Origin of the sequence: Nonomuraea sp. ATR24, assembly GCF_041950485.1 — a bacterium.
GTDB classification, from domain to species: Bacteria; Actinomycetota; Actinomycetes; order Streptosporangiales; family Streptosporangiaceae; genus Nonomuraea; species Nonomuraea ceibae.
Genome location: NZ_JBGNUU010000002.1, coordinates 763354 through 786898 on the forward strand (window position 1 = coordinate 763354; position 23545 = coordinate 786898).

Below are 23545 nucleotides of genomic sequence, written 5' to 3' on the forward strand. Positions count from 1 at the left end.
GAGGACATCCACCATCACAAGGGAAACAGGGACCATGAGCGATCTCCAGCGGCAAGTTCAGGAGACGATCGACCAGCTAGTCGAATCCGGAGCCGAGACGGGTCTGCAGGTCGCCGTCTACCGTCACGGTGAACTACTGGCCGACGCCGTCTCCGGTGTCGCCGACCAGGCGACCGGACGGCCACTCACCTCCGACACCCCCATCTACGCCACCTCCGCCGGCAAGGCGCTCACCTCCACGGTGGTGCACGTGCTCGTCGGTGAAGGCGTCTTCGGGTACGACACCCCGATCGCCGAGATCTGGCCCGAGTACGGGGCCAACGGCAAGGAGAAGGCGACGATCAGGCACGCGCTGACCCACACCGTCGGCACCCCCGGCGTCCCTGAGGACACCACCGGCGACGACCTGACCGACTGGGACAAGATCGTCAACGGCCTGGCCGCCGCCGAGCCGTGGTGGGAGCCCGGCTCCAAGACCGGCTACCACGCCCAGACGTTCGGCTACATCATCGGCGAGGTCGTCCGCCGCGCCACCGGCAAGCGCATCTCGGAGGTGCTGCGCGAGAAGGTGTCCGGCCCGCTCGGCGTCGCCGACGAGCTCTACCTGGCCGTGCCCGAGTCCGCCCTCGACCGCGTCGCCCCGCAGGTGCAGGTCGGCGACCCGGTCGACCTCGACATGCTCGCCCAGATGATGCCCACGTACTTCAAGGCCGTGCCCAAGGCCGTGCAGCTCTCGGCCGAGCTCGTCAACCGGCGCGACTACCTCGGCGCCGAGATCCCCGCCGGCGGCACCATGAGCGCGCGGGCGCTCGCCAAGCTGTACGCCGCCCTCCAGAGCGAGGTCGACGGCGTCCGCCTGCTCAGCCCGGGGCAGCTGGAGGAGATCTCCGCCGTCGCCGTCAACGACGTCGACCAGATCTTCGGCCACCCCACCCAGTACGCGCTCGGCTTCGGCCTCGGACGGCCCGTCGAGAACGGCCCCGACCCGTCGACCGTCCTCGGCTGGCCCGGCGCCGGCGGCAGCCACGCCGAGCTCCACCTGCCCAGCGGCACGGCGTTCGCGGTCACCAAGACCCGCTTCAGCCCGGGCGACTACTCGGCCGTGGCGGCGGTGGCGGACGTCATCACCAAGGCCACCGCCTGACCCCCGCACCGCCGGCGCCGCCACCGTAGCCGGCGCCGGACCCCTCGGCCCGGCCGGCCCGCCTCCCCCAACGGCACCCGGCCGGGCCTTCGCCATCCCTGGGCCCCGCCGTCTTCGTACGCCGCCGCAGAGGCCCACGTCGGCCCCACGACGCCCCTGAGAAGACCAGACCCGCCACAGGCCACCCCGAGAACCACCGACCACCCCTGGCCCCTGGGTGAAGCAGCCCCCAAGGAACCCGGCCCCTGACGGCACCCGCCCAGAGAGGGCACGCCCACCCGGAGGGGGCCCGTACGCCCGCAGAGGGCCGCCCCGCCGAAGAGGACCCGCCGTCTCGCGGAGAGGGCGCCCCGCCGGAGGGGGCCGTCCGGCGCAGGGGCCGCTCCGCCAGAGGGCCGGCCCGTTGAAGGGGCCCGCCGCCGCGCGAGGAGGTCACCCCACCGGAGGGTCCGTCCGGCGTTGCGGGTTCGCCCCAGCCGCGGGCGCGGTGGGTGAAGAGGCTGGTGGGAGGGCGGCCGTTCGGTGGAGGGGGTCGCTCTGGGCGGTGGGGGTGGCTGGGCGGTGGGGGCTTTCGTACGGACGGGCGGGCGGGGAACGGTCGGGGGTGACGGGAGGGGGATGGCGCACGTCGCGAGATGCGCCGGGGGGTGGGCGGGGCTGACGATGACGTCGTGGGGCCGGAGGCGCGCAGTCCTCGCCCCTCCCCCAGACAGCTCTAGCGAACCAGGGGCACACATGCGTCCGTTCCGTATCGACATCCCGCAGGACGACCTCGACGATCTGAACCGGAGACTCGCCGCCACCCGGTGGCCGGACGAGCTGCCGGGCGTGGGCTGGGACCGGGGGGTGCCTCTGGACTACCTCAAGGAGCTGGCCGAGTACTGGCGCACGGGCTACGACTGGCGTGCGGCCGAGCGGCGGCTGAACTCCTTCCCGCAGTTCACGACGGAGATCGACGGCGCGAACGTGCACTTCGTCCACGTGCGCTCCCCCGAGCCGGACGCGACGCCGCTGATCATCACGCACGGCTGGCCGGGGTCGGTCGCGGAGTTCGTGGACGTGATCGGCCCGCTGACGGACCCGGCGGCGCACGGCGGCGATCCGGCGGACGCGTTCGACGTGGTCATCCCGTCGATCCCCGGGTACGGCTTCTCGGGCCCGACGCGGGAGACCGGGTGGGACGTGCCGCGGGTGGCGCGGGCGTGGGCGGAGCTGATGAGCCGGCTCGGCTACGACCGGTACGTGGCGCAGGGCGGCGACTGGGGCAAGGTGATCTCGCTGCAGCTCGGCCTGGCCGATCCGGCGCACGTGGCCGGGGTGCACATCAACATGCTGGTGACGTTCCCGCCGCAGGACCCGGCGGCGATGGCGGAGCTGAGCGCGGACGATCTGGCCAGGCTGGAGCACGGCGGCCGGTTCCAGCAGGACGGGATCGGCTGGCAGAAGATCCAGTCGACCCGCCCGCAGACGCTCGCGTACGGGCTGACGGACTCGCCGGTCGGGCAGCTCGCCTGGATCGTGGAGAAGTTCAAGGAGTGGACGGACTCCGACAAGTCGCCCGAGGACGCGGTGAGCCGTGACGACCTGCTGACGAACGTGTCGATCTACTGGCTGACGGCGACGGCGGGTTCGTCGGCGCAGTTCTACTACGAGTCCTCGTACGGGGACGCGGCGTTCGTGCGGACGTGGGGCGGGCCGTGGCCGCTGGAGATGCCGGTGGGCGTCGCGGTGTTCCCGGCGGACGCGACGCGGCCGATCCGGCGGTTCGCCGACCACCAGCTGCCGACGATCACGCGGTGGACGGAGTTCGAGCGTGGCGGCCACTTCGCGGCGCTGGAGCAGCCGGCCGAGCTGGTCGGCGACATCCGCGCCTTCGCGCGTTCGCTGCGATGAGGCGGGCGCGGGCGCGCCGGTCGCGACCGGCATCACACGAGACGGCCCCGCGCGCCGGGCGGCGTGCCGAGGGTTCCGCTGACGATCAGGAACGTGGGAGGTGACCGCGATGGCCGTGGGAGACCGCGCGGTGGTGCTGGGCGGCAGCATGGCGGGCCTGCTGGCGGCCCGGGTGCTGGCCGAGGCGTACACGGACGTGCTGGTGGTGGATCGTGACGCGCTGGTGGGCGTGAGCGCCGCCAGGCGTGGGGTGCCGCAGGGGCGGCACGTGCACGGGCTGCTGGCCCGGGGTCAGCAGATCCTGGAGGAGCTGTTCCCCGGGTTCACCGAGGGGGCGAAGGCGGCGGGTGTGCCGACGGGCGACCTGGGCGAGCTGCGCTGGTTCTTCAACGGCGTCCGGCTCGCGCCGGGCACGACGGGGCTGGTGTGCGTGTCGGCGGCCCGGCCGGTGCTGGAGAGCCACGTGCGGGCCCGGGTGGCGGAGCTGCCGAACGTGACGTTCGTGGAGCGGTGCGACATCGTCGGCCTGGTGGCGACGGCGGACCGGGCCCGGGTGACGGGCGTGCGGGTGCGTCCCCGGGACGGCGAGCGCGAGGAGCTCATCGAGGCGGATCTCGTCGTGGACGCGACGGGGCGCGGCTCCCGTACGCCGGTGTGGCTGGAGGAGTTCGGCTACGGGCGGCCCGAGGAGGAGAAGGTCAAGATCGACCTGACCTACACGACGCGGCACTACCGGCTGCCGGACGAGAGCATCCTGGACGGCGACCTGTCGATCAACCCGGTGTCGGGGCCGTCGCACCCGCGTGGCGCGTTCTTCTCGCGGATCGAGGGCGGCCGCTGCGTGCTGTCGCTGACGGGCGTGCTGGGCGACGCCGCGCCGGCGACGCACGAGGGCTTCATGGAGTTCGTCAGGTCGCTGCCCCTGCCGGACATCTACGAGGTGATCCGTGACGCCGAGCCGCTGGACGACCCGGTGTCGTTCAGGTATCCGGCGAGCGTCCGGCGGCACTACGAGCGGCTGGAGCGCTTCCCGGCCGGGCTGCTGGTGCTGGGTGACGCCGCGTGCAGCTTCAACCCGGTGTACGGGCAGGGCATGACGGTGGCGGCGCTGGAGGCGCTGACGCTCCGCACGCATCTGCGGCGGGGGGTGGAGCCGCGCCCGCTGGACTTCCTCAAGGACATCTCCGCGGTGATCGACGTGCCGTGGAACATCTCGGCCGGCGGTGACCTGAGCTTCGCCGAGGTGGCGGGGCCGAGGCCGGCGATGGTCCGGATGATGAACGCGTACATGGCGAAGCTGCAGGTGGCCGCGACCAGGGACGGCGCGGTGACCAGGACGTTCATGCGGGTGGCCGGGCTGGTCGACCCGCCGCAGGCGCTGATGAGCCCCGGCATGGTCTTCCGGGTGCTGCGGAACGGCACGCGCGGCCTGGATCCGGCGCCGTCGTGGACGCCGAGCCCGGCCCCGGGCGAGGCCGTCCGCCGCTGATCGGCACAACGGAGCGCGGCCTGTTCCCATAACTCAATATCCCGCAATTCAGGAGATGTGGTTCACCGATCGGCCGTGCTGATATCGACGCGTAGCAAATAAACGGATACGGCCGGAAAAGTGCCGATGAAAACACTCCTGATGGGAGCACGCGATGGTGGCAACAGCCCGCGCTAGCGGTGGCGGAACCGCTGAAGGCGAACGCCTTCCCAGATTGGAAGGAGTGCGCGGAGTCCTCGCTCTGGGAGTTCTCGTATTCCACGCAGCCTGGTTGTCCGGCGACTCCAGTTTCATGGACCAGCCGGGCAACGGGATCTGGGGCGTCCTGGCCGACGGGCTGGCCGTGTGCCTGCCCCCCTTCTTCGTCCTGTCCGGTCTGTTCCTGTACAGGCCGTTCGCCCGCGCGGCGATCGCCGGGACCTCGCGCCCGGCGATCCCGGCCTTCCTCGCCAGGCGGGCGCTGCGCATCCTGCCCGCCTACTGGCTGGTGCTGGCGGTCGCGCTGCTCGCGATCAACCTGAACGGCATCGCGACCGTGTGGGACGTGCTCCGGCCGTTCCTGGCGATCCACTTCTTCTGGCAGGAGGGTCAGCCGATGACCGGCCTCCTGCACACCTGGACGGTGCCGACGGAGCTGACGTTCTACCTGGCCATCCCGCTGCTGGCGTGGATCTCCGGCCGGCTGGCGCGGGGCCGCGAGGACCAGCGGGCGCGCCTGCGCTGGATGATGGTCACCCCGGTGGCCGTGCTGGTGCTGGGCCTGGCCTGGGTGACCTGGACGAACCTGCCGACCTTCACCGGCCCGTACGAGCTGTGGTTCTGGCCCTTCTACTACATGAGCGCCTTCGCCTGCGGCATGATGCTCGGCACCCTGTCCGCCTACCAGGACGTCTCGGGGAACACGCCCGGAATCTACCGGCTGGCCGCCCGCCGGCCGAACCTGTTCTGGCTGGCCGCGGCCGCCGTCTACCTGGCCTACGCGCCGCAGCCGTTCGGCACGCCGGGCGCGGGTGACGTGCCGGCGCTGGTGCAGGAGCTGGTGGGGCACTCGCTGGTGCTGGTCTTCGGCGTGCTGTTCATCGTGCCGCTGACCGTGCCGCACGCCAGGTCGCGCCTGATGGACGTGACGCTGGCCAACCCGGTCATCCGCTATCTCGGGCGGATCTCGTACGGGATCTACCTGTGGCACGTCGTGCTGCAGGAGGTCTACCTGCGCAACGGCAACATCTTCGGCACGGTCCCGGTCGACGCGACCCAGTTCCGCGGCACGGTGGGCTTCTGGGAGCTGACGCTGTTCGTGCTGGCGACGAGCGTCGCCCTCTCGACCGTCAGTTATTACGTCCTGGAACGCCCTGTCATGAGACTGTGGACGCGGTGGTTCGGCAAGAGCCGCCCCGCCGAGCCGGTCGCCCAGCCCGCGCCCGGCGTGCCGGTGGCCGCCGCCTCCGACAGCGCCCGTCCGTAGAGCCATCCACTTCCTGGGAGTCGCCCCATGCGCAAGGTCATCGCATCGGTCATCATGTCGCTCGACGGCGTCATCGAACGGCCCGAGGAATGGTCCATGGACTACTGGAGCGACGAGGCCGAGTCCCACGCCCTCGCCACGCTCAAGGCCGCCGACGCCCTGCTCATGGGGCGTGTGACGTACGAGGGCTTCGCCGAGGCCTGGCCCACCATGGAGGACGAGGGCGGCTACGCCGCCCGGATGAACAGCCTGCCCAAGTACGTCGTCTCCAGCACGCTGGAGAAGGCCGACTGGAACAACAGCACCGTGCTCGGCGGCGACGCCGTCGGCGAGGTGCGCAAGCTCAAGGAGCAGCCCGGCGGCGACATCCTCATCTACGGGTGGGGTCGGCTCACCGCCACGCTCGTCGAGCACGGCCTCCTCGACGAGGTGCAGATCTGGCTCCACCCGGTCCTCGTCGGCAGCGGCGGCGTCGGTGAGCTGCTCTACAACGACGGCACCACGGCGCCGCTGCGGCTGGCCGGGGCCACGCCGCTGGAGTCGGGCATCGTCATCCTCACCTACCGGACCGTCGAGAAGACCTCCGGCTGACCGGCGAAGAAAAGCCCGGTCCCGCGACGAAGCGGGGCCGGGTTTTTTCTTTTCCCGTCGGCAGGAAGCTGCCCGGCGGTGCAGTTTGCTGACGCCGGAAAAACTTATTCAGAGCCCTCGGAAGCGGGATATTGGAGGTGTCGAAGAAAATAACCACCCCGTGAAAGGGACGGAAAAATGCCGAACGCAGATCTGGCGCAGCTCAGCCCGAGGCCCGCCCGCGTGGTCGTGACCGGTGGTTCCGGATTCATCGGCAGCCATCTGGTGGAGCGGCTGATCGCCCGCGGTGACGAGGTGACCGTCTTCGACAGCGGGCCGCTGCCCGAGACGCAGCGGATGGCGCGGGCGCACGCCCGGCTGGTGCTCGGTGACGTGCGTGATCCCGGTGACCTGGCCAGGGCCGTGGGCAAGGGCGTGGACGTGGTGTACCACCTGGCGGCGGTGGTCGGCGTGGACCAGTACCTGGCCCGCCCGCTGGACGTCATCGACATCAACTTCCAGGGCACCCGCAACGTCCTGGAGGCCGCCGCGCGGGCCGGGGCGCGGGTCGTGGTGGCGAGCACGAGCGAGGTGTTCGGCAAGAACCCGGCGGTGCCGTGGACGGAGGAGGCCGACCGGGTCCTCGGCTCCACCTCGGCCGACCGGTGGACGTACTCCTCCGCCAAGGCGCTGACCGAGCACCTGACGTTCGCCTTCGGCCGCCAGCACGGCCTGGAGACCACGGTGGTGCGCTACTTCAACGCCTACGGCCCGCGCCAGCGGCCCGCGTTCGTCCTCAGCCGCAGCGTGCACCGGGCGCTCAACGGCCGGCCGATCGTCATGTACGACCGGGGCGAGCAGACCCGCTGCTTCACGTACGTGGACGACGCCGTGGCGGGGACCCTGCTGGCGGCCTCGCACCCGGCGGCCGTCGGCGAGTCGTTCAACCTGGGGAGCATGGTGGAGACGAGCATCAGGGACGCCGGGGAGCTGGTGGCGAAGCTGACGGGCGCCGAGGCCGAGGAGATCGCGGTCGACACCCGGGCCGCGCTCGGGTCCGCCTACGAGGACGTGCCCCGGCGCATCCCCGACAGCTCCAAGGCGCGGCGGGTGCTGGGCTGGGAGTGCGCCACGTCGCTGGAGGAGGGGCTGCTGCGGACGATCGAGTGGGCGAGGGCGAACCCGTGGTGGCTCGCCCTGGACGACACCGGCGCCGGCGCCGTCCGGGCCCGGCCGCTGGCGGCCGCGGCGTGACCCGCCCCCCGAACGCGACGATCCGGCCCGGTGCTCCGGGCCGGATCGTCGGTCGTGCGGGCGCGCCAGCGGGCGCCGGCGGGCACAGTGCGGGCGGGCTAACGGGCCCCGGCGGGCACAGCGGTGGTCACCTCGGCGGGCACCTCGGCGGGCACGTCGGCGGTGAGGCGGACGGGCAGGGCCTGGTGGCCGTTCATGATGAACGTGGGCAGCGGCACCAGCTCCTCGCGCGGCACCGCGAGGCTCAGGTCGGGGAAGCGCTCGAACAGCGTCGAGAGCCCCGTCTGGGCGACCGCGCGGGCGATGCTGGCGCCCAGGCAGTAGTGCGGGCCGTAGCCGAAGGACAGGTGCTCCTTGTCCTGCCGGGTGATGTCGAAGCGGCCGGCCTCCTCCCCGTGCAGGGCGGGGTCGCGGCCCACGGCGCTGTAGTTGATGAGGATCGGGTCGCCCTGCGGGATCGTGACGCCGTCCAGGTGGATGTCGGTGACGGCGTAGCGCAGCGGCAGGTGGACGAGCGGCGAGTCGACGCGCAGGGTCTCGTCGATGACGTCGTCCCAGCTCGCCCGCCCGGTCCGGACGAGGTCGAGCTGGTCGGGGTGGGTGAGCAGCGCGGTGATGGCGTTGTCGAAGAAGTTGATCGTGGTCTCTGAGCCGGCGCCGAGGATCGCGAAGATCGTGTCGGTGAGCTCGACCTCCGACAGCCGCGACCCGTCCTCGTCGCGGGCGGCCACGAGGTCGCTGGTGATGTCCTCGCCGGGGTTGCGGCGCTTCTCGGCGATGAGCTCCTCCATCGCGCCGCGCCAGCCGAGCAGGATGCCCTGGGCCTGCTCGGGGCTCACGGTGGTGTCGACCATCATGTCGATGACCTTGGCGGTCTGCACGCGGGCCGCCTCCGACATGCCGATGAGGTCGGCCACCAGCATGGCGGGCAGCGGGTAGGCGAAGCTCTGCCGCAGGTCGACGACCTCGCCGGGCGGCACGGCCGCCAGGGCGTCCAGGAGCTGGTTGGTCAGCTCGGCCATGCGCGGGCGGATCGCCTCGGTGCGCCGGGGCGTGAACGCCTTGCCGACGAGCTTGCGCAGCCGCACGTGGTCCTTGCCGTACGCGGTGACCATGTTGTCCATGGCCACCCAGCTGATCATCTCCCAGTCGGGCGGGATCTCGCCGTTGCGGAAGGCGGGCCAGTGGTTGCGGGCGCTCTTGGTGACGTTCGGGTCGGTGAGCAGCCGCCTGATCGCGGCGTGGGTGTTGACGGACCAGGCGATGACCCCGCCGGGCAGCTCGACCTGGGTCGCGTGGCCGCGCGAGCGCAGTTGGTCCGTCTCGGCGTGGATGTTCTTGCCGGTGGTGTCGAGGACCGGGCAACGTCTGTTCACGGAACTCTCCTGGGTCGTGGTCGATCGTGTTACGCCGATGCCCACCGCTGGACAGGGGTGGGCATCGCGGGCACAGCGGGGGGAAGGGTCACTCGGCGGCTGAGGCGGTGGGCACCGGGGCGCGCGCCGGCTCCCGCGGCGGTGGCGGCGGCGTCTTCTTCGACCGGCTCCAGTGCCGCATCGCGGGCCGCTCGACCAGCGTGTAGAGCAGCCAGGCGGCCACGACGTTGACCGCGATGAGGCCCAGGATCAGCAGCGTGCCGCCGACGGGCCCGTACTCGGCGTCGCCGAGCACCGCGCCGCGCAGCCAGTAGAGCACCACGGCCTGGGTCATGTAGAAGGCGAACGAGACGGTGCCGAGCCACACCATGACCCGGCTGCCCATGAAGGTGCGCCGGCCGCGCAGGTTGGCCGCGGCGTAGGTGCCGATGGCCAGCCCGAACGGGATCGCGGTGACGAGCGAGATGCTGTACGGCTCCGGCACCCACAGCGTGGCGGCGTAGGCGGCCACGAGCAGGGCGATGACCGGGGCGATCCCGATGCGGGGCCACCGGCCGCTGATCACGATCCTGGCCAGGACCATGCCGAGCACGAACTCGAACAGCCGCGCCGGCGGGAACATGTAGACGAACCAGAACTGCGTCAGCGCCAGCGCCTCACCCGGGTAGCGGGGCGAGTCGGGCAGCAGCGTGAGCGTGGCCACGCAGACCGCGGCCATGGCCAGGACCACGAGGCCGGCCGACAGCCACAGCCGGCTCTCCTTGATCTTGGCGATCGGGATGATCAGCAGCGGGAAGAGCAGGTAGAACAGCATCTCGGAGCTGAGCGACCAGGCCGGCATGTTCGCGCCGCCCCACAGGTTGGGGTCGGGCGAGAACGAGTTGACCAGGAACAGGTTCGGCAGGCCCCACAGGGGCGTGAACGACGCGGCGAACAGCAGCATCGCCAGGCCCCAGGTGACGGCGTGGTTGGGCAGGATCTTCACCGCCCGCCGCCGCCAGAAGGACGTGGCCCGGCCGCCCGGCTGCCAGGACCAGGTGATGACGAAGCCGCTCAGGATGAAGAAGAACGAGACGCCGATGTAGCCGCCGGGGTAGAAGAGCCAGACGAGCGTCTGGGTGATCCCGTCGTCGCTGTAGGGGGTCGCGGGATTCTGGTTTCCCGACGTCATGGGATAGACGACGTGGCTCATGAAAACGAGCAACGCCGCGATGATGCGTAGTCCGGTCAATGCGGGAAGGTCGGGGCGGCGCTCTCCGAGAGCGCCTGTATGACTGATTTCCGCCGCCACAGACACCGTGGGTTCCTTTCTCTCGGACCGCCCGGCTGGGGGAATTAACTAAATGGTGGGCGGCCACCCCGCACGGCGCATCTCCCCATGTGCTGAAAATGCTCAGACGATATGCACCTCGGGCACGTAGAGAACCCAGCGCCCGCCTCGCTCGGCGAACGCGCGCTCTTTCGCCATGATTTCCTCGGCGTGGTTCCAGGCGAACAGGATGGCGTGGTCGGCGTCGCTCTCGGCGAACACGGACGGCGCCACCACGGGGATGTGCGAGCCGGCCACCACGCGGCCCTGCTTGGAGGGCGTGGAGTCGCAGACGAAGGGGATGACGTCCGGGCCGAAGCCGCAGTAGTTGGTCACCGTGGTGATCTTGGCGGGGGCGCCGTAGCCGACGACCTTCTTGCCCTGGGCGCGCAGCGACCCGACGAGGGCGGTCAGCTCGTCGCGGATGTGCTCGGCGCGGCGGGCGAAGGCCTCCAGCGTGGCGTGCTCCCCCAGCCGCTGGGCAGCCTCGGCGGCCAGCAGCTCGGGCACCGCGGGGGCGACCGGGCGGGCGCCGGGCTGGCCCAGCGTGTAGCGCATCGAGCCGCCGTGCAGCGCCACCGGCTCGGCGTCGACGAGCTCCAGCCCGTACAGCTCGGCCGCGGCCTGGATGGCACGCACGGAGAAGACGAAGGAGTGCTCGTCGTAGAGGATGTCGAACGCGGTCTGCTCGACGACGCTGCCGAGGTAGGGCTCCTCGAAGACGAAGACGCCGTCCGGGCCGAGCAGCTTCTTGGCGCCCTTGAGCACCGAGGCCAGGTGGGAGATGTGGGCGATCACGTTCGCGCCGAACATCACGTCGGCCGGGCCGTGCTCGGCACGGATCGGCCCGGCGCTGTCCTCGTCGAAGAACTGCGACAGCACCCGCACGCCCCGCGCCCTGGACATCTCCGCCACCTGCGCCGACGGCTCGATGCCGAGGTGGCGCACGCCGGCCGCGGCGATGGTGGCGAGCATGACGCCGTCGTTGCTGCCGATCTCCGCGATGAACGGGTCGGGCCCGGTCAGCTCGTGCTCCAGGAAATGCCGCGCCAGGCCCTCGAAATGCCGGCTGTGCACCACCGAGTTGGAGGCGTGGTACGGGTATTCGTCGTGGTATCTGACTTCCTGGGGAATGTCCGCCATCAGCTGGACCATGGTGCACGAGTCGCACATTCCCACGACCAGCTGGTAACGGAATTCACCGGCCACCCGGTCGGCCCGGGGAAAAGCGTTTCCGCGGGGCTGGAAACCGAGGTCGACAAACGCCTTGACCGGCCCGCTGCAAATTCGACAGGAAGCGTCCATGAATAGACGTTAACACCGGCCGGGCGCGAACCTTTATCGGCGATTGCCATGAGTCACCAGCCGGATCTTATGGCGTGCGCGACGTGCGCCCGGTCCTCGTCCGACAGCCACCAGCCGACCGGGATGTTGACCGCCCGGTCGTGCACCGCCTCCAGGCCGGGCAGCGGCTCGGCCGACGGAGTCACGCAGCCGTGCGCGTCGTTGCGCCGGCACACCACGCTCGCCGCGACCCCGGCGGCGGCGAGCTTGCCGATGAACGCGTCACGGTCCTCCACCAGGACCGGGTAGAGCCAGAACGACGAGTCCAGGCCGGGCGTGCGCGCGGTCAGCTCCAGGCCGGGCACCCCGGCCAGCTCGGCGTCGTAGTAGGCGGCGTTGGCGCGGTGGCGGGCGATCCGCTCGTCGACCACGGTGAGGCTGCTGAGCCCGATGGCCGCGCCGATCTCGTTCAGGTAGAAGTTGTAGCCCCACTCGGGCACGTCGTAGTCGGCGTGCACGCGGTCGGCGTCGCGCTCGATGCCGAAGAAGCGCAGCCGCCGGGCGCGCCGCAGTGACTCCTCGTCGGGCAGCACGAGCAGGCCGCCGGTGCCGCAGCTCAGGTGCTTGGTGGCGTGGAAGCTGTAGACGCACAGGTTGCCGTGGCGGCCCAGCGGGCGGCCGTGCACGGTGGCGCCCCACGCCTGGGCGCAGTCCTCGACGACGACCGGCCGGCGCCCGTGGGCGGCCTCGGCGTCGTCCAGGATGCGGGCCAGGCGCTCGACGTCGACGGGGCAGCCGCCCCAGTGCACCACCATGACCGCCCGGGTGCGGGGGGTGATCTTCTTGGCGAGGTCCTCGAGGTCCACGTTGAGCGTGGCCGGGTCGACGTCCACCCAGGTGATGCGCCCGCCCCCGGCCAGGATGCTCCAGTTCGTCGCCTCGAACGTGAACGGCGTGCTCAGGACCTCGCCGTCGGCCCCGGCCAGGCGCAGCGCGAGCTGCAGGCCGGAGGTGGCGTTGTTCAGCGCCGCCACGTACGGGTTGCCGATCCGCTCGCCGAGCTGCCGCTCGAACTCCTCGACCAGCGGCCCGTGCCCGAGCATGCCGCTGTCGAGCACGGCGGTGACCCGGTCGGCGGCGCCGGCCGGGACCTCGACCTTGAACAGGGGGATCACCGCGAATCATCCGTCCCGTCGCACGCCGAGGAACAGGGAGCGGCCGGCGAGCAGCGGCCCGGTCTCCTCCAGGCACTCGGCGGTGAAGCCGGCCCGCTCGAAGGCCGCCGCGTACTCGGCGCGGGAGAACAGGTTCATCACCTGCGTGTGCTCGAAGTGGCGCACCCCGGCGCCGTCGGCCACCAGGTAGTGCGCCTCGACGCGGACGGTGTCGCCCACGCGGGACGATTTGGCCACCCTGGCGATGGTCCGGCCGTCCTCGCGGACCACGTCGTCGCCGATGTGCCCGTCGGCGAAGCCGTCCTTGAAGTACCAGGGCTCCACGATGAGCACCCCGCCGGGGGCCACATGCCGGCCCATGCTGGCCACGGCGGCGTCGAGCTCCTCGGTGCCCGCCATGTAGCCGACCGTGCTGTAGAGGCTGCACACGGCGTCGAAGACGCGGCCGAGCCGGAAGTCACGGATGTCGCCCGGGTGGACGGCGACGCCGGGCAGCTTGGCCTGCGCCCTGGCCCGCATCGCCGCCGACAGCTCCACCCCCTCGACCAGGGAGAAGCGGGTGCGCAGCGTCCTGAGGTGCTCGCCCGTCCCGCAGGCCACGTCGAGCAGCGAGTCGGCGTGCGGCGCGCGCTCGCGCACGAGGCTGGTCACGATGTCGGCCTCCCCCGCGTAGTCCTTGCCGCGCCGCAGGTAGAGCAGGTCGTAGATCTCGCTGATGTCGTCGCCGTAGACGTTGGCGTCCCGGGTGATCTGGTCAATGGTCACAGCCGCTCCCAACCGATGAGCCGTGCCGTACGGACGGGCACACTGGTCCGGATTCTCCCGGCTGCGCGGCCCGCTGTCTTATCCGGCCTTGCTCGCCTGCGAATAGCCCATCGTCAAACAGAACGCAAGGCGATCATTGACAAGATGCAGTCACCGTCACTGCAGCTTGCTGAATTGATTTCCTCTGGCACCCGCCGGGCCGATGCCGCAGAGTTGTACTCACGACGGCGAAACAAATCGCCCCGGAAAAAGGAGTAAAGAATGACGCGCAAGACTGGTCTGATTGCCAAGCTGGGTCTCGCCGCCACGGTCACGCTCGGCCTGGCCTTCGCCACCAGCCCGGCGGCCTCCGCCGCGGCCCCGTCGTTCTCCGTCTCGCCGGCCTCCGGCGTGTCGGACGGCGCGACTGCCACGGTGACCGTCACCGGGGCCCTGCCCAATGCCGTGTTCGGCATCGCCACCTGCGCCAACACGGCCTCGGGCGCCGCCTGCGACGGCGGCACGGCCACCTCGTTCACCACCGACGCGAGCGGTTCGGCCACCATCCCGCTGAAGCTCAACCGCCAGTTCGACGGCGTCGGCTACGACGGCACCCCGGTGGGCCCGGTGGACTGCGCGGCGGCCTCCTGCTTCGTCGGCGCCGGCAACAACGAGCAGGTGCTCGGGGAGGTGGCCATCTCCTTCAAGTGAGAAACCAGCGGTAATCCACCGGGAGAAAGGAATTCAGCCGCCCACACACCGGAATGACGCGGAAATCGAAAGCCCCTGGTTCGGGAAAATGCTTCCTGAACCGGGGGCTTCGCCGTGCCCGCGCAGAACAGCACGCCGGGAGATGCGCGGCCTAATCGTGGATGTGACGCTGGCGGCATGTCCGATTCGACCACGAAACCGTGAGGACGCGCATAGCGATGGGTGTCGACACCACTGTTTTCGAGCACCGCCTCGCCGAACCGCCGGAGCCCGGACTCACCCCCGAGGACGTGGTCGCCAGGGCGGAGGCCATGATTCCCGCGCTGGCCGAGCGCCAGGCCGAGACCGAGCGGCGCACGTTCTACGCCGAGGACGTCCACGAGGAGTTCTCCAGAGCGGGCTTCTACCGCATCCTGGTCCCCCGCCGGTTCGGCGGCTACGAGTTCGGGATCGACACCTTCGTCCGCGTGGCGATCAACCTGACCCGGGGCTGCCCCTCGACAGGCTGGATGTTCTGCCTGGGCGCCGCGCACGCGCTCCCGGCCGCGACGATCTTCGACGAGCGCACCCAGGAGGAGATCTTCGCCTCCGGGGAGTTCATCTGCCCCGCGACCGTCATGCCCGGCGGCACGGCCGAGCGCACGCCGGACGGCGACTGGCTGATCAACGGCACCTGGGGCTACTGCTCGGGGTCGCCGTACGCCACCCACTTCATGGGGCACGCCCTGATCGAGTCGGGCGAGCCGATCATGTTCATCGCCCCGCGCAGCGAGTGGACCCGGCTCGACGACTGGGGTCACGCGCTGGGCCTGAAGGGCAGCGGCTCGCACAGCATCCGCATCACCGGCGGCCGCGTCCCCGACCGCTACGTGCTCAAGCACCACATGAGCCAGATCGACGTCACCGGCGGCACCCCCGGCCGCGAGCTGCACGGCCCCGAGTACGGCGGCGGGCAGCTCAGCTTCATGGTCATGGAGGACGCGCTGCTGGCGGTCGGCATGGCCAAGGGCGCGCTGGACGCCTACGAGGACCTCATGCGGACCCGCACGACGCCGTTCCCGCCCATCGTGACCCGTACCGAGGACCCGGACTTCCAGCTCACGTACGGCAAGGCCGCGGGCCTGATCGCCACGGCCGAGGCCGCGACCACGGACGCGGTGCGGCAGTGGCGCGAGACGAGCGCCCGCGGCGCGGCGGCCGTCACCCACGAGCACGAGCTGCGGCTGGCGGCGATCTGCCAGGAGGCCGTGGCGCTGTGCTGGCGGGCGGTCGAGTCGCACCTGTTCCCCACGGCGGGTTCGAGCGCCGTGCGCGCCGGCGAGCGCGTCGAGCGGGTGTGGCGGGACATGTCGATGTTCGTCACGCACGCCGGCCTGTCCACCTACCTCGCCAAAATCGCCAAACGCGATCTGGCCAAGGCCCGGTTCGGGCTCGAATAGGGGAATTGCCATGACTGACTTGCAGGACGCGCCACACATCCCGGACACCGGGCCGGGCAGCCGGCCGAAGACCCGCCCGATGACCGGCGCCGAGTACGTCGAGAGCCTGCGCGACGACCGGGCGATCTACCTGTACGGCGACCGCGTCTCGGACGTGACCGCGCACCCGGCGTTCCACAACCCGATCCGGATGACCGCCAGGCTCTACGACGCGCTGCACGACCCGGAGCGGCGCGGCGACCTCGTCGTGCCGACCGACACGGGCGGCGATGGCTTCACCCACAGCTTCTTCACCACCCCGCGCAGCGCCGACGACCTGGTGGCCAACCAGCGCGCCATCGCCGCGTGGGCGCGGATGAGCTACGGCTGGATGGGCCGCAGCCCCGACTACAAGGCGGCCTTCCTCGGCACGCTGGGCGCCAACGCCGAGTTCTACGAGCCGTTCGCCGACAACGCGCGGCGCTGGTACCGGGAGTCGCAGGAGAAGGTCCTGTTCTGGAACCACGCGATCGTGCACCCGCCGGTGGACCGCAGCCGGCCGCCGGACGAGGTCGCCGACGTGTTCGTGCACGTGGAGAAGGAGACCGACGCCGGGCTCGTGGTGAGCGGGGCGAAGGTGGTGGCGACGGGGTCGGCGCTGACGCACTACAACTTCATCGCCCACTACGGCCTGCCGATCAAGGACAAGAAGTTCGCGCTGGTGGCGACCATCCCGATGAACGCGCCGGGGCTGAAGCTGATCTGCCGGCCGTCCTACACCGCCGCGGCGACCGTGATGGGCAGCCCGTTCGACTACCCCCTGTCGTCGCGGCTGGACGAGAACGACACGATCCTCGTCCTGGACAAGGTGCTCATCCCCTGGGAGAACGTCTTCATCTACGGCCACCTCGGCAAGGTGCAGCTGTTCACCGGCCGCTCCGGCTTCCCCGAGCGCTTCACCTTCCACGGCTGCACCCGCCTGGCGGTCAAGCTGGAGTTCATCGCGGGCCTGCTGGCCAAGGCCGTGGAGATCACCGGCACCAAGGACTTCCGGGGCGTGCAGAGCCGCATCGGCGAGGTGCTGGCCTGGCGCAACCTGTTCTGGGGCCTGTCGGACGCGGCCGCGCGCAACCCCGTCGAGTGGCGCAACGGCGCGGTCCTGCCCAACCCGGAGTACGGCCTGGCCTACCGCTGGTTCATGCAGACCGGCTACCCCCGGGTCAAGGAGATCATCCACCAGGACATCGCCAGCGGCCTGATCTACATCAACTCCAGCGCCGAGGACTTCAAGAACCCCGAGGTGCGGCCGTACCTGGACAAGTACCTGCGCGGCTCCGGCGGCATCGACTCGGTCGAGCGGATCAAGGTGATGAAGCTGCTCTGGGACGCCGTGGGCACCGAGTTCGGCGGCCGGCACGAGCTGTACGAGCGCAACTACGCCGGCAACCATGAGAACACCCGCGTGGAGCTGCTGGCCGCGCAGACCGCCAGCGGCCAGGTGGACGGCTACAAGGCGTTCGTCGACCAGTGCCTGAGCGAGTACGACCTGGACGGCTGGACGGCGCCCGACCTGTCCTCCTTCGAGCACCTGCGCCAGGCGAAGAACGGCCTGCGCCACTGAGCGCCGAGCCCGCGAGAAAGCGCCCCCGGGATCACCTCCCGGGGGCGCTTTCTCGTACGGGGTCTAACGGAGGGCGACGTCGGCCTGGACGACCGCGTCCAGGAACTCGCCCCGTGAGATCGCCGAGGCCACCAGCTCGATGTCGTCGGCCATGTACCGGTCCGCCTCCAGGACCGGCACGAGCGAGCGGACCCGCTCGTACGTGGCCCGCCCGGCCGGGCTGAGCCGGTCCGCGCGGCCCGACAGGTCCACGGCCTGGGCCGCGGCCAGGAACTCCACCGCGAGGATCCTGCTGTTGTTCTGCAGCACCCGGCGGGCGTTGCGGGCGGCGATCAGGCCCATGCTGACGACGTCCTGGTTGTCGCCGTTGGACGGCACGCTCTGGGTGCTGGCCGGGCCGATCGTCCGGTTCTCCGCGACCAGGGCGGTGGCGGGGTACTGGGCTCCCGCGAACCCGCTGTTGAGGCCGGGGTCGCCGGCGACGAGGAACTCGGGCAAACCGTTGCTGAGGTGGCGGTTGAGCAGCCGGTTGGTGCGCCGCTCGGAGAAGACGCCGAGCTGGGTGAGCGCGATCGTCAGGTAGTCCATGACGAAGGCGACCGGCTGGCCGTGGAAGTTGGCGCCGTGGAAGACCTCCTTGCCCTCGAAGACGAGGGGGTTGTCGTTGGAGGAGTTGAGCTCGGTGCGCAGCGTGGCGGCGGCGTGGTAGACCGTGTCGCGGACGGCGCCGACGACCTGCGGGATGGCCCGCAGTGTGTACGCCTTCTGCAGGTAGACCTCGGTCCGGTGGACGCCGTGCTCGGGCGCGTCGCCGTCCTTGCGGCGGCGCGGCGGCTCCCGGTCGCGCAGGATCGACAGGCGCAGCGGGTCGACGCTGAGCGCCTGGCGCAGCTCGCTGTGCTCCACCGCCAGGCCGCTGCCGCTGAGCAGGGCGCGCATGTTGGCGGCGACGTCGATCTGCCCCTGGTGGGGGCGGGCGATGTCGTGCCCGTCGGCCACGAACGGGCTGGTCGAGCCCTGCAGCACCTCGCAGATCAGCGCGGTGACGATCTCGGCCTGCCGGACCTGGTCGAGCGCCCGGGTGACGAGCAGGCAGCCGAGCCCGGTCATCGCCGAGGTGCCGTTGATGAGCGCCAGGCCCTCCTTGAACCGCAGTTGCAGCGGCTCGATGCCGAGCTCGCGCAGCACCGGCCCGGTCTCGGTGCGGCGGCCGTCGCGCAGCACGTACCCCTCGCCGATGAGCGTCGAGGCGACGTGCGCCAGCGGCGCGAGGTCACCGCTGGCGCCCAGCGACCCGATCTCGGGGATGGCGGGCGTGATGCCGAGGTTGAGGTAGAGCGCCATGCGTTCGAGCAGTTCGGGCCGGACCGCCGAGTAGCCCTTGGACAGGGCGTTGAGCCGGGCCGTGAGAACCGCCCGAGCCTCGTCCTCGGCGAAGATCGGGCCGACGCCGGCGCAGTGGCTGCGGACGAGGTTGGTCTGGAGCTGGATCTCGTTGGAGGTGTCGACGAGCATGTAGATCATCTCGCCGTAGCCGGTCGTCACGCCGTACACGGGGATGCCACGTGCGATGACGTCCTCGAACAGCCGCCGGTTGGCCGCGACCTTGGCCAGGGCGGACGGGGCGACGCCGCAGGTGACCTGGTTCTCGGCGATCAGCCGTACTGTCGGGACATCCAGGTTCTCCCCATCGAAGTCGACTGACGTCGAGGTCTCCACCAGTGTCACATCACTCACCCGCCATAGATTGGTTGACAGCATCAGCGGAAAGCGCGTGCGCGCTGACCTGAGCGGCCAGGCCGTTCAGGGTGGGGTTGGCGAAGAACTCCCACAGGGGGATCTCCACGCCGAACCTGTCACGCACGCGATCGAGCAGGCGGGGCACCATGAGCGAGTGCCCGCCCACCGCGAAGAAGGGGTCCCCGTCGCCGTCCGGCTCGGCGCCCAGGACGTCTGACCAGATGGCGGCCAGTTCGAGCTCGGCCGGCGTCCGCGCGCTCCGGTTCGCGCCGCCCGCGGGCAGCGCCGGCAGCATCCGCCGGTCGATCTTGCCGCCGACGTTGCGGGGCAGCGCGCCGACCGTCCTGACCGACAGGGGCAGCGTGCTCTTGCCGAACCGGGCGCGCAGCGTGGCCCGCAGGTCGGCGGCCCGCACCTCCGCCTCGCCCGCCGCCGTGCGGTTCGGCACGACGTAGGCGACCAGGCGGGTGACCCAGCCGTCGGGGCCGCTCACCGGGACGACCGCGCACTCGGCGACCGCCTCGTTCCGGTTCAGCGCGTCCTCTACCTCGGCCAGCTCGACGCGGGTGCCGTGGAACTTGATCTGGGAGTCGCCGCGCCCGCGGAACTCCAGCAGGCCGTCCCACCGCAGGCGGCCGAGGTCGCCGGTGCGGTAGAAGCGGCCGAAGCCGGACCCGCACGCCTGCAGGTGGTAGACGGGCTCGAAGGGCCGCGTGTCCGCGCCCGCGCCCGCGTAGCCGAGCGCGACGTACGGGCTCCTGACCACCAGATGCCCGGTGACGCCGGGCGGGCAGGGCCGGTCCCAGTCGTCGAGCACGACGACCTGGCGGCCGGGGATGGACGTGCCGATCGGCGTCATGCCGGGCACCGGGCCGGTCACCTCGTACCAGGTCGCCAGGATCGTCTCGGTGGCGCCGTACAGGTTCGCCAGCCGGACGGCGGGCAGGGCCGCGCGCAGGTCGGCGGCCAGCTCGCCGGGCAGCGGCTCGCCGGCGAGCAGCAGGCAGCCGAGCGAGAGCGAGCGGCCGGCGCCGTCGGCGGTGATCGCGTCGAGGAGCTTGCGCGCGAAGCTCGGCACGGTCTGCAGCAGCGTGATGCGCTCGTCGGCGAGCCAGGCGGCCAGCTTCTCCGGGTTCGCCCTGATCCGCTCGGGGACCGGGCAGAGCGTCGCGCCGCCGGTCAGCGCGGCGAACGTCTCGACGAGCGCGGCGTCGTAGCCGGGCGCGGCCCACTGGGCGACGCGGGCGCCCGGCCGCATCCGGAACTCGGTGGCCAGCCAGGTGGCGAACTGGGCGAGGCTGCCGTGCGACTGGATGATGCCCTTGGGCCTGCCGGTCGAGCCGGAGGTGTAGGCGACGTAGGCGGGCGCGGTGGTCATGGGGGTGACCAGGGCGGCCGGGCGGGCGGGGACGCCGAGTGCGGTGACGTCGACGACGGTTCCGCCGAGCTCGTCCTCGTACCAGCGGATCAGGTCGTCGGACCGGCCCTCGGTGAGCACGCAGGCGGGCCGTAGCTCGGCGAGCACGGCCTTGCCCCGCTCGCCCGCGTCGCCGGTGGCCAGGCAGGTGAGCCTGGCGCCGGCGCCGAGCGTGCCGAGCACGGCGGCGACCTGGGCGGGGCCCGGCGCCATCCGGACGACCACGGAGGCGTCCCCGAGAGGCCCGGTTGCGGATTCTGTGGCAGGCCCGGCGGCTTCTCCGGGGGGTGCGTCGGCGGGCAGCGCGCGCAGGGCGGTGATGACGGCCGAGGCGCGCGCGTCCAGCTCGCGGAAGGTCAGCGCGGCGTCCGGCCAGTCCACCGCGACCGCGTCCGGCGTGCGGGTGGCGCGGGCGCGCACGAGCTCGGGCACGGACGGCAGCAGCGGGTCGAGCACCCCCGTCCGGTCGGCCTCGCGCACCCGGGCGCGGGTGCGGGCGTAGTCCTCCAGCGGGATCTGGTCGGCGGGCAGGTCCGGGGCGCGCAGGGCGATGGCCAGGAACGTGCGGAGCTGGTCGAGAAGCTGCCCGGCTGACTCGTCCTCGTACAGGCTGTCGCGGTAGGTCAGCTCCCCGGTGAGGCCGGAGCCGACGTGCTCGACCGTGAGGCACAGGTCGGTCCTGGCCGAGCCCGCGCGCGGCCGCACCGGGCGCACCTCGGCGTCACCCAGGACGGGCAGCGGCTCGGCCTCGTCGCGGTAGTCGAACAGCACGTCGCACAGCGGCATCCGGCGCGGGTCCCGCTCCAGCCGCAGCGCCTGCACCAGCCGGTCGTAGGGGACGATCCGGCGCTGGTAGGCGTGCGCCACGGCCTTGGCCACCCGGCGCACCGCCTGCCGGAACGTGATCCCGCCGGACAGGTCGGCGCACAGCACCACGTGGTTGCGGAACGGGCCGACGAGCGCGCCGGTGCGCACCGCGGGCCGCAGGTTGACGGGGGCGCCGACGGCCACCCGGTCCTCGCCGCTGTGGCGGCGCAGCAGGCACAGGAACGCGGCCAGCAGCACCGCGGGGGCGCTGACCCGTTCCTCACGGGACAGCTCGGCGACGGCCTGCCCGAGCGCGGGCGCCCAGCTGAAGGGGACCGCCCCGCCGCCGAAGGACGGCCCGTCGGGACGGGGCCGGTCGGCGGGCGGTGCCGGGGAGGCGGGCGGCGGCGTCAGGTGCCCGGTCCACCAGCGCAGCAGCCCGTGGAACTCGGGCGTGTGCCCCTGGTCGCGCTGCCAGCGGGCGTAGGAGGCGTACTGGAGCCCCTCGGGCGGCGGCGGCACCCGCTGGTCGGCGTAGCCGTCGGAGAGCTCGTCGAGCAGCGTGGGAAGTGACCACTCGTCGGCGACGGCCTCGTGCAGCCGCAGCACGAGCAGGTGGCCGCCGTCGGCCGGCCGGGCCACGGTGAGCTGCGCGAGCGGGCCGTCCTCCAGGTCGAGCGGGGTGCGCGCGAGGTCGGCGCAGAGCTGCTCGGCCGTGGCGCCGGGGGCGTCGAGCTCGGTGAAGGCGCGCGGGTGGCAGTCGCCGGCGATCTCCTGCACGGGCAGCCCGCCGTCGTCCACGAGCGTGGTGCGCAGGATCTCGTGCCGCAGCACGACCCCCCGCCAGGCGGCGCGGAGCGCGGGCACGTCGAGTTCGCCGGTCGTTCGGTAGGCGCGGAGCATCGTGTAGGCGGGTGAATCCGGGACCAGTTTCTGCAGGAACCATGCCTGGTCCTGCAGCCACGAGGTCGCCGCTCTCTTGACACCGGACTTCCTCACCACGACATCGTCAGCTCGGGCCGCCCCTTGGGGCATCTCTTGACGTGCTGCGTTGCTCCGGGCTGGCAGGAAACAGCGCCGGGAAGACAACTTGCTGCCACGCTCCCGCCTTGTTCCGGGTCATCCCCGATCGCAGTCTCTTACGTAAGAGAAAGACCCGGAAATTGACAGACCCGCACCTCGGCAATTGTGCGGGGAAAGGCGGCTGAGTTCATCATGCACATTCATTTGACGCGATTCTCCGCCGGGAGCTCCTGATGGTGGCGCTGGTCACCGGAGCCGCCGGCGGCATCGGGGCGGCGATCGCGCGGACGCTGGGAGAGGAGGGCATCGCGGTGGCCGCCCTGGACCGGGACGAGGCCGGGCTGAGGGAGCTGGCCGGGAAGCTGGAGGCCGACGGGCTGCGGGTGGCGGCGTTCCCCGTGGACGTCGCCTCCAGCGCCCAGGTGGAGTCGGTGGTCGAGGCGGCCGAGCGGCTGCTCGGGCCGGTCACCAAGCTGGTCAACGCCGCGGGGGTGCTGCGCACCGGCCGGGCGGTGACGATGTCGGACGCCGACTGGGCGGCCACGTTCGCGGTCAACGTCGACGGCGTCTTCCACGTCTCCAGGGCGGTCGTGTCCCGGATGGTGCCGCGGCGGGCCGGCGCGGTCGTCACCGTCGCCTCCAACGCGGCGCTGGTCGCCCGCGCCGACATGGCCGCCTACGCCGCCTCCAAGGCCGCGGCCACGGCGTTCACGAAGTCCCTGGGCCTGGAGGTGGCCGGGTACGGGATCCGCTGCAACGTGGTGACGCCGGGCTCGGTCGACACCCCGATGCTCTCGGCGCTGTGGAGCGACCACGACCGGGCGTTGCGCTCGTCGATCGAGGGCAAGCCGCGCGCCTACCGCACCGGCATCCCCCTCGGAAAGGTCGCCAGCCCGGCCGACATCGCGCACACGGTCGCATTCCTGCTCTCCGAAAAGGCGAGCCACATCACGCTTCAGCACCTGACGGTGGACGGGGGCGCCGCACTGGGCGCCTGAATTTCTTCATCGCACAACCAGATTGAGGCAACAATGATCGGGATTCCTGCTATTACGCCTTATCCGATGCCGGACTCCGGCGAACTACCGGCCAACACGGCGCGGTG

The 23545-nt window shown here is 71.5% G+C and carries 17 protein-coding genes; 10 read left to right on the plus strand and 7 right to left on the minus strand.

The annotated features are described in order from the left end of the window. The first annotated feature begins 34 nt into the window (after window positions 1–34). The 6 genes from ACBI99_RS07500 (at window position 35) to ACBI99_RS07525 (ending at window position 7815) form a co-directional block, all read left to right on the plus strand. Window positions 35–1144, plus strand: a complete 1110-nt coding sequence (locus tag ACBI99_RS07500) for a serine hydrolase (protein WP_219508718.1) — start codon at window positions 35–37, stop codon at window positions 1142–1144. Between the two features lie 735 nt (window positions 1145–1879). Then, window positions 1880–3037: an epoxide hydrolase family protein gene (locus ACBI99_RS07505; RefSeq protein ID WP_357592978.1), complete on the plus strand. Its 1158-nt coding sequence runs from the start codon at window positions 1880–1882 to the stop codon at window positions 3035–3037. A 109-nt stretch (window positions 3038–3146) separates the two neighbouring features. Continuing rightward, the gene (locus ACBI99_RS07510; protein WP_375071956.1) at window positions 3147–4526 is read left to right on the plus strand and encodes an FAD-dependent oxidoreductase; all 1380 of its coding nucleotides are present in this window, start codon (window positions 3147–3149) and stop codon (window positions 4524–4526) included. A 154-nt stretch (window positions 4527–4680) separates the two neighbouring features. Further along, complete coding sequence (locus tag ACBI99_RS07515) at window positions 4681–5991, plus strand: acyltransferase (protein WP_281427167.1); 1311 nt, start codon at window positions 4681–4683, stop codon at window positions 5989–5991. Between the two features lie 27 nt (window positions 5992–6018). Then, window positions 6019–6582 carry a dihydrofolate reductase family protein gene (locus ACBI99_RS07520; protein WP_357592976.1) on the plus strand — a complete coding sequence of 188 codons (564 nt, stop codon included), beginning with the start codon at window positions 6019–6021 and terminating at the stop codon, window positions 6580–6582. A 177-nt stretch (window positions 6583–6759) separates the two neighbouring features. Beyond that, window positions 6760–7815 (plus strand): NAD-dependent epimerase/dehydratase family protein, encoded by a 1056-nt coding sequence (locus tag ACBI99_RS07525; RefSeq protein WP_219508723.1) that lies wholly within the window; start codon window positions 6760–6762, stop codon window positions 7813–7815. Between the two features lie 98 nt (window positions 7816–7913). Here ACBI99_RS07525 and ACBI99_RS07530 read toward each other — a convergent pair whose 3' ends face one another. The 5 genes from ACBI99_RS07530 to ACBI99_RS07550 form a co-directional block, all read right to left on the minus strand. Further along, the gene (locus ACBI99_RS07530; protein WP_219508724.1) at window positions 7914–9191 is read right to left on the minus strand and encodes a cytochrome P450; all 1278 of its coding nucleotides are present in this window, start codon (window positions 9189–9191) and stop codon (window positions 7914–7916) included. Window positions 9192–9279: 88 nt separating this feature from the next. After that, entirely contained in the window at window positions 9280–10488 is a 1209-nt protein-coding gene (locus ACBI99_RS07535; protein ID WP_308125932.1) for an acyltransferase, read from the minus strand. A gap of 96 nt (window positions 10489–10584) precedes the next feature. Next, window positions 10585–11805 (minus strand): methyltransferase domain-containing protein, encoded by a 1221-nt coding sequence (locus ACBI99_RS07540; RefSeq protein ID WP_375071957.1) that lies wholly within the window; start codon window positions 11803–11805, stop codon window positions 10585–10587. 53 nt (window positions 11806–11858) lie between these two features. Then, window positions 11859–12959 carry a DegT/DnrJ/EryC1/StrS family aminotransferase gene (locus tag ACBI99_RS07545; RefSeq protein WP_375071958.1) on the minus strand — a complete coding sequence of 367 codons (1101 nt, stop codon included), beginning with the start codon at window positions 12957–12959 and terminating at the stop codon, window positions 11859–11861. Window positions 12960–12965: 6 nt separating this feature from the next. Further along, window positions 12966–13724 (minus strand): methyltransferase domain-containing protein, encoded by a 759-nt coding sequence (locus tag ACBI99_RS07550; RefSeq protein ID WP_308125933.1) that lies wholly within the window; start codon window positions 13722–13724, stop codon window positions 12966–12968. 261 nt (window positions 13725–13985) lie between these two features. Here ACBI99_RS07550 and ACBI99_RS07555 point away from each other — a divergent pair, with 261 nt between their 5' ends. From ACBI99_RS07555 to ACBI99_RS07565, 3 genes are all read left to right on the plus strand, one after another. Next, window positions 13986–14414, plus strand: coding sequence for an enediyne antibiotic chromoprotein (locus tag ACBI99_RS07555; RefSeq protein WP_219508729.1), 429 nt, complete (start codon window positions 13986–13988; stop codon window positions 14412–14414). Window positions 14415–14632: 218 nt separating this feature from the next. Beyond that, window positions 14633–15853, plus strand: coding sequence for an acyl-CoA dehydrogenase family protein (locus tag ACBI99_RS07560; protein WP_357592968.1), 1221 nt, complete (start codon window positions 14633–14635; stop codon window positions 15851–15853). A gap of 10 nt (window positions 15854–15863) precedes the next feature. Next, on the plus strand, window positions 15864–17453 hold the full coding sequence (locus ACBI99_RS07565) for a 4-hydroxyphenylacetate 3-hydroxylase family protein (RefSeq protein WP_219508732.1): 1590 nt from the start codon (window positions 15864–15866) through the stop codon (window positions 17451–17453). Between the two features lie 63 nt (window positions 17454–17516). On the opposite strand, the gene cmdF is transcribed toward ACBI99_RS07565, so the two are convergent. Beyond that, entirely contained in the window at window positions 17517–19190 is a 1674-nt protein-coding gene (gene cmdF / locus ACBI99_RS07570) for a tyrosine 2,3-aminomutase (RefSeq protein WP_219508734.1), read from the minus strand. Beyond that, window positions 19183–22416 carry a condensation domain-containing protein gene (locus tag ACBI99_RS07575; RefSeq protein ID WP_375071959.1) on the minus strand — a complete coding sequence of 1078 codons (3234 nt, stop codon included), beginning with the start codon at window positions 22414–22416 and terminating at the stop codon, window positions 19183–19185. The genes cmdF and ACBI99_RS07575 overlap by 8 nt, the downstream gene beginning before the upstream one ends. Window positions 22417–22673: 257 nt before the next feature. On the opposite strand from ACBI99_RS07575, the gene ACBI99_RS07580 reads away from it, so the two are divergent. Then, window positions 22674–23438, plus strand: a complete 765-nt coding sequence (locus tag ACBI99_RS07580) for a 2,3-dihydro-2,3-dihydroxybenzoate dehydrogenase (RefSeq protein WP_357592962.1) — start codon at window positions 22674–22676, stop codon at window positions 23436–23438. The last annotated feature ends 107 nt before the right edge of the window (window positions 23439–23545 follow it).

Bases quoted from the DNA above. Each gene is read 5' to 3' on its own strand.
- ACBI99_RS07500 (WP_219508718.1), top strand. From the start codon at position 35: ATGAGCGATCTCCAGCGGCAAGTTCAGGAGACGATCGACCAGCTAGTC.
- ACBI99_RS07505 (WP_357592978.1), top strand. From the start codon at position 1,880: ATGCGTCCGTTCCGTATCGACATCCCGCAGGACGACCTCGACGATCTG.
- ACBI99_RS07510 (WP_375071956.1), top strand. From the start codon at position 3,147: ATGGCCGTGGGAGACCGCGCGGTGGTGCTGGGCGGCAGCATGGCGGGC.
- ACBI99_RS07515 (WP_281427167.1), top strand. From the start codon at position 4,681: ATGGTGGCAACAGCCCGCGCTAGCGGTGGCGGAACCGCTGAAGGCGAA.
- ACBI99_RS07520 (WP_357592976.1), top strand. From the start codon at position 6,019: ATGCGCAAGGTCATCGCATCGGTCATCATGTCGCTCGACGGCGTCATC.
- ACBI99_RS07525 (WP_219508723.1), top strand. From the start codon at position 6,760: ATGCCGAACGCAGATCTGGCGCAGCTCAGCCCGAGGCCCGCCCGCGTG.
- ACBI99_RS07540 (WP_375071957.1), bottom strand. From the start codon at position 11,805: ATGGACGCTTCCTGTCGAATTTGCAGCGGGCCGGTCAAGGCGTTTGTC.
- ACBI99_RS07555 (WP_219508729.1), top strand. From the start codon at position 13,986: ATGACGCGCAAGACTGGTCTGATTGCCAAGCTGGGTCTCGCCGCCACG.
- ACBI99_RS07560 (WP_357592968.1), top strand. From the start codon at position 14,633: ATGGGTGTCGACACCACTGTTTTCGAGCACCGCCTCGCCGAACCGCCG.
- ACBI99_RS07565 (WP_219508732.1), top strand. From the start codon at position 15,864: ATGACTGACTTGCAGGACGCGCCACACATCCCGGACACCGGGCCGGGC.
- ACBI99_RS07580 (WP_357592962.1), top strand. From the start codon at position 22,674: ATGGTGGCGCTGGTCACCGGAGCCGCCGGCGGCATCGGGGCGGCGATC.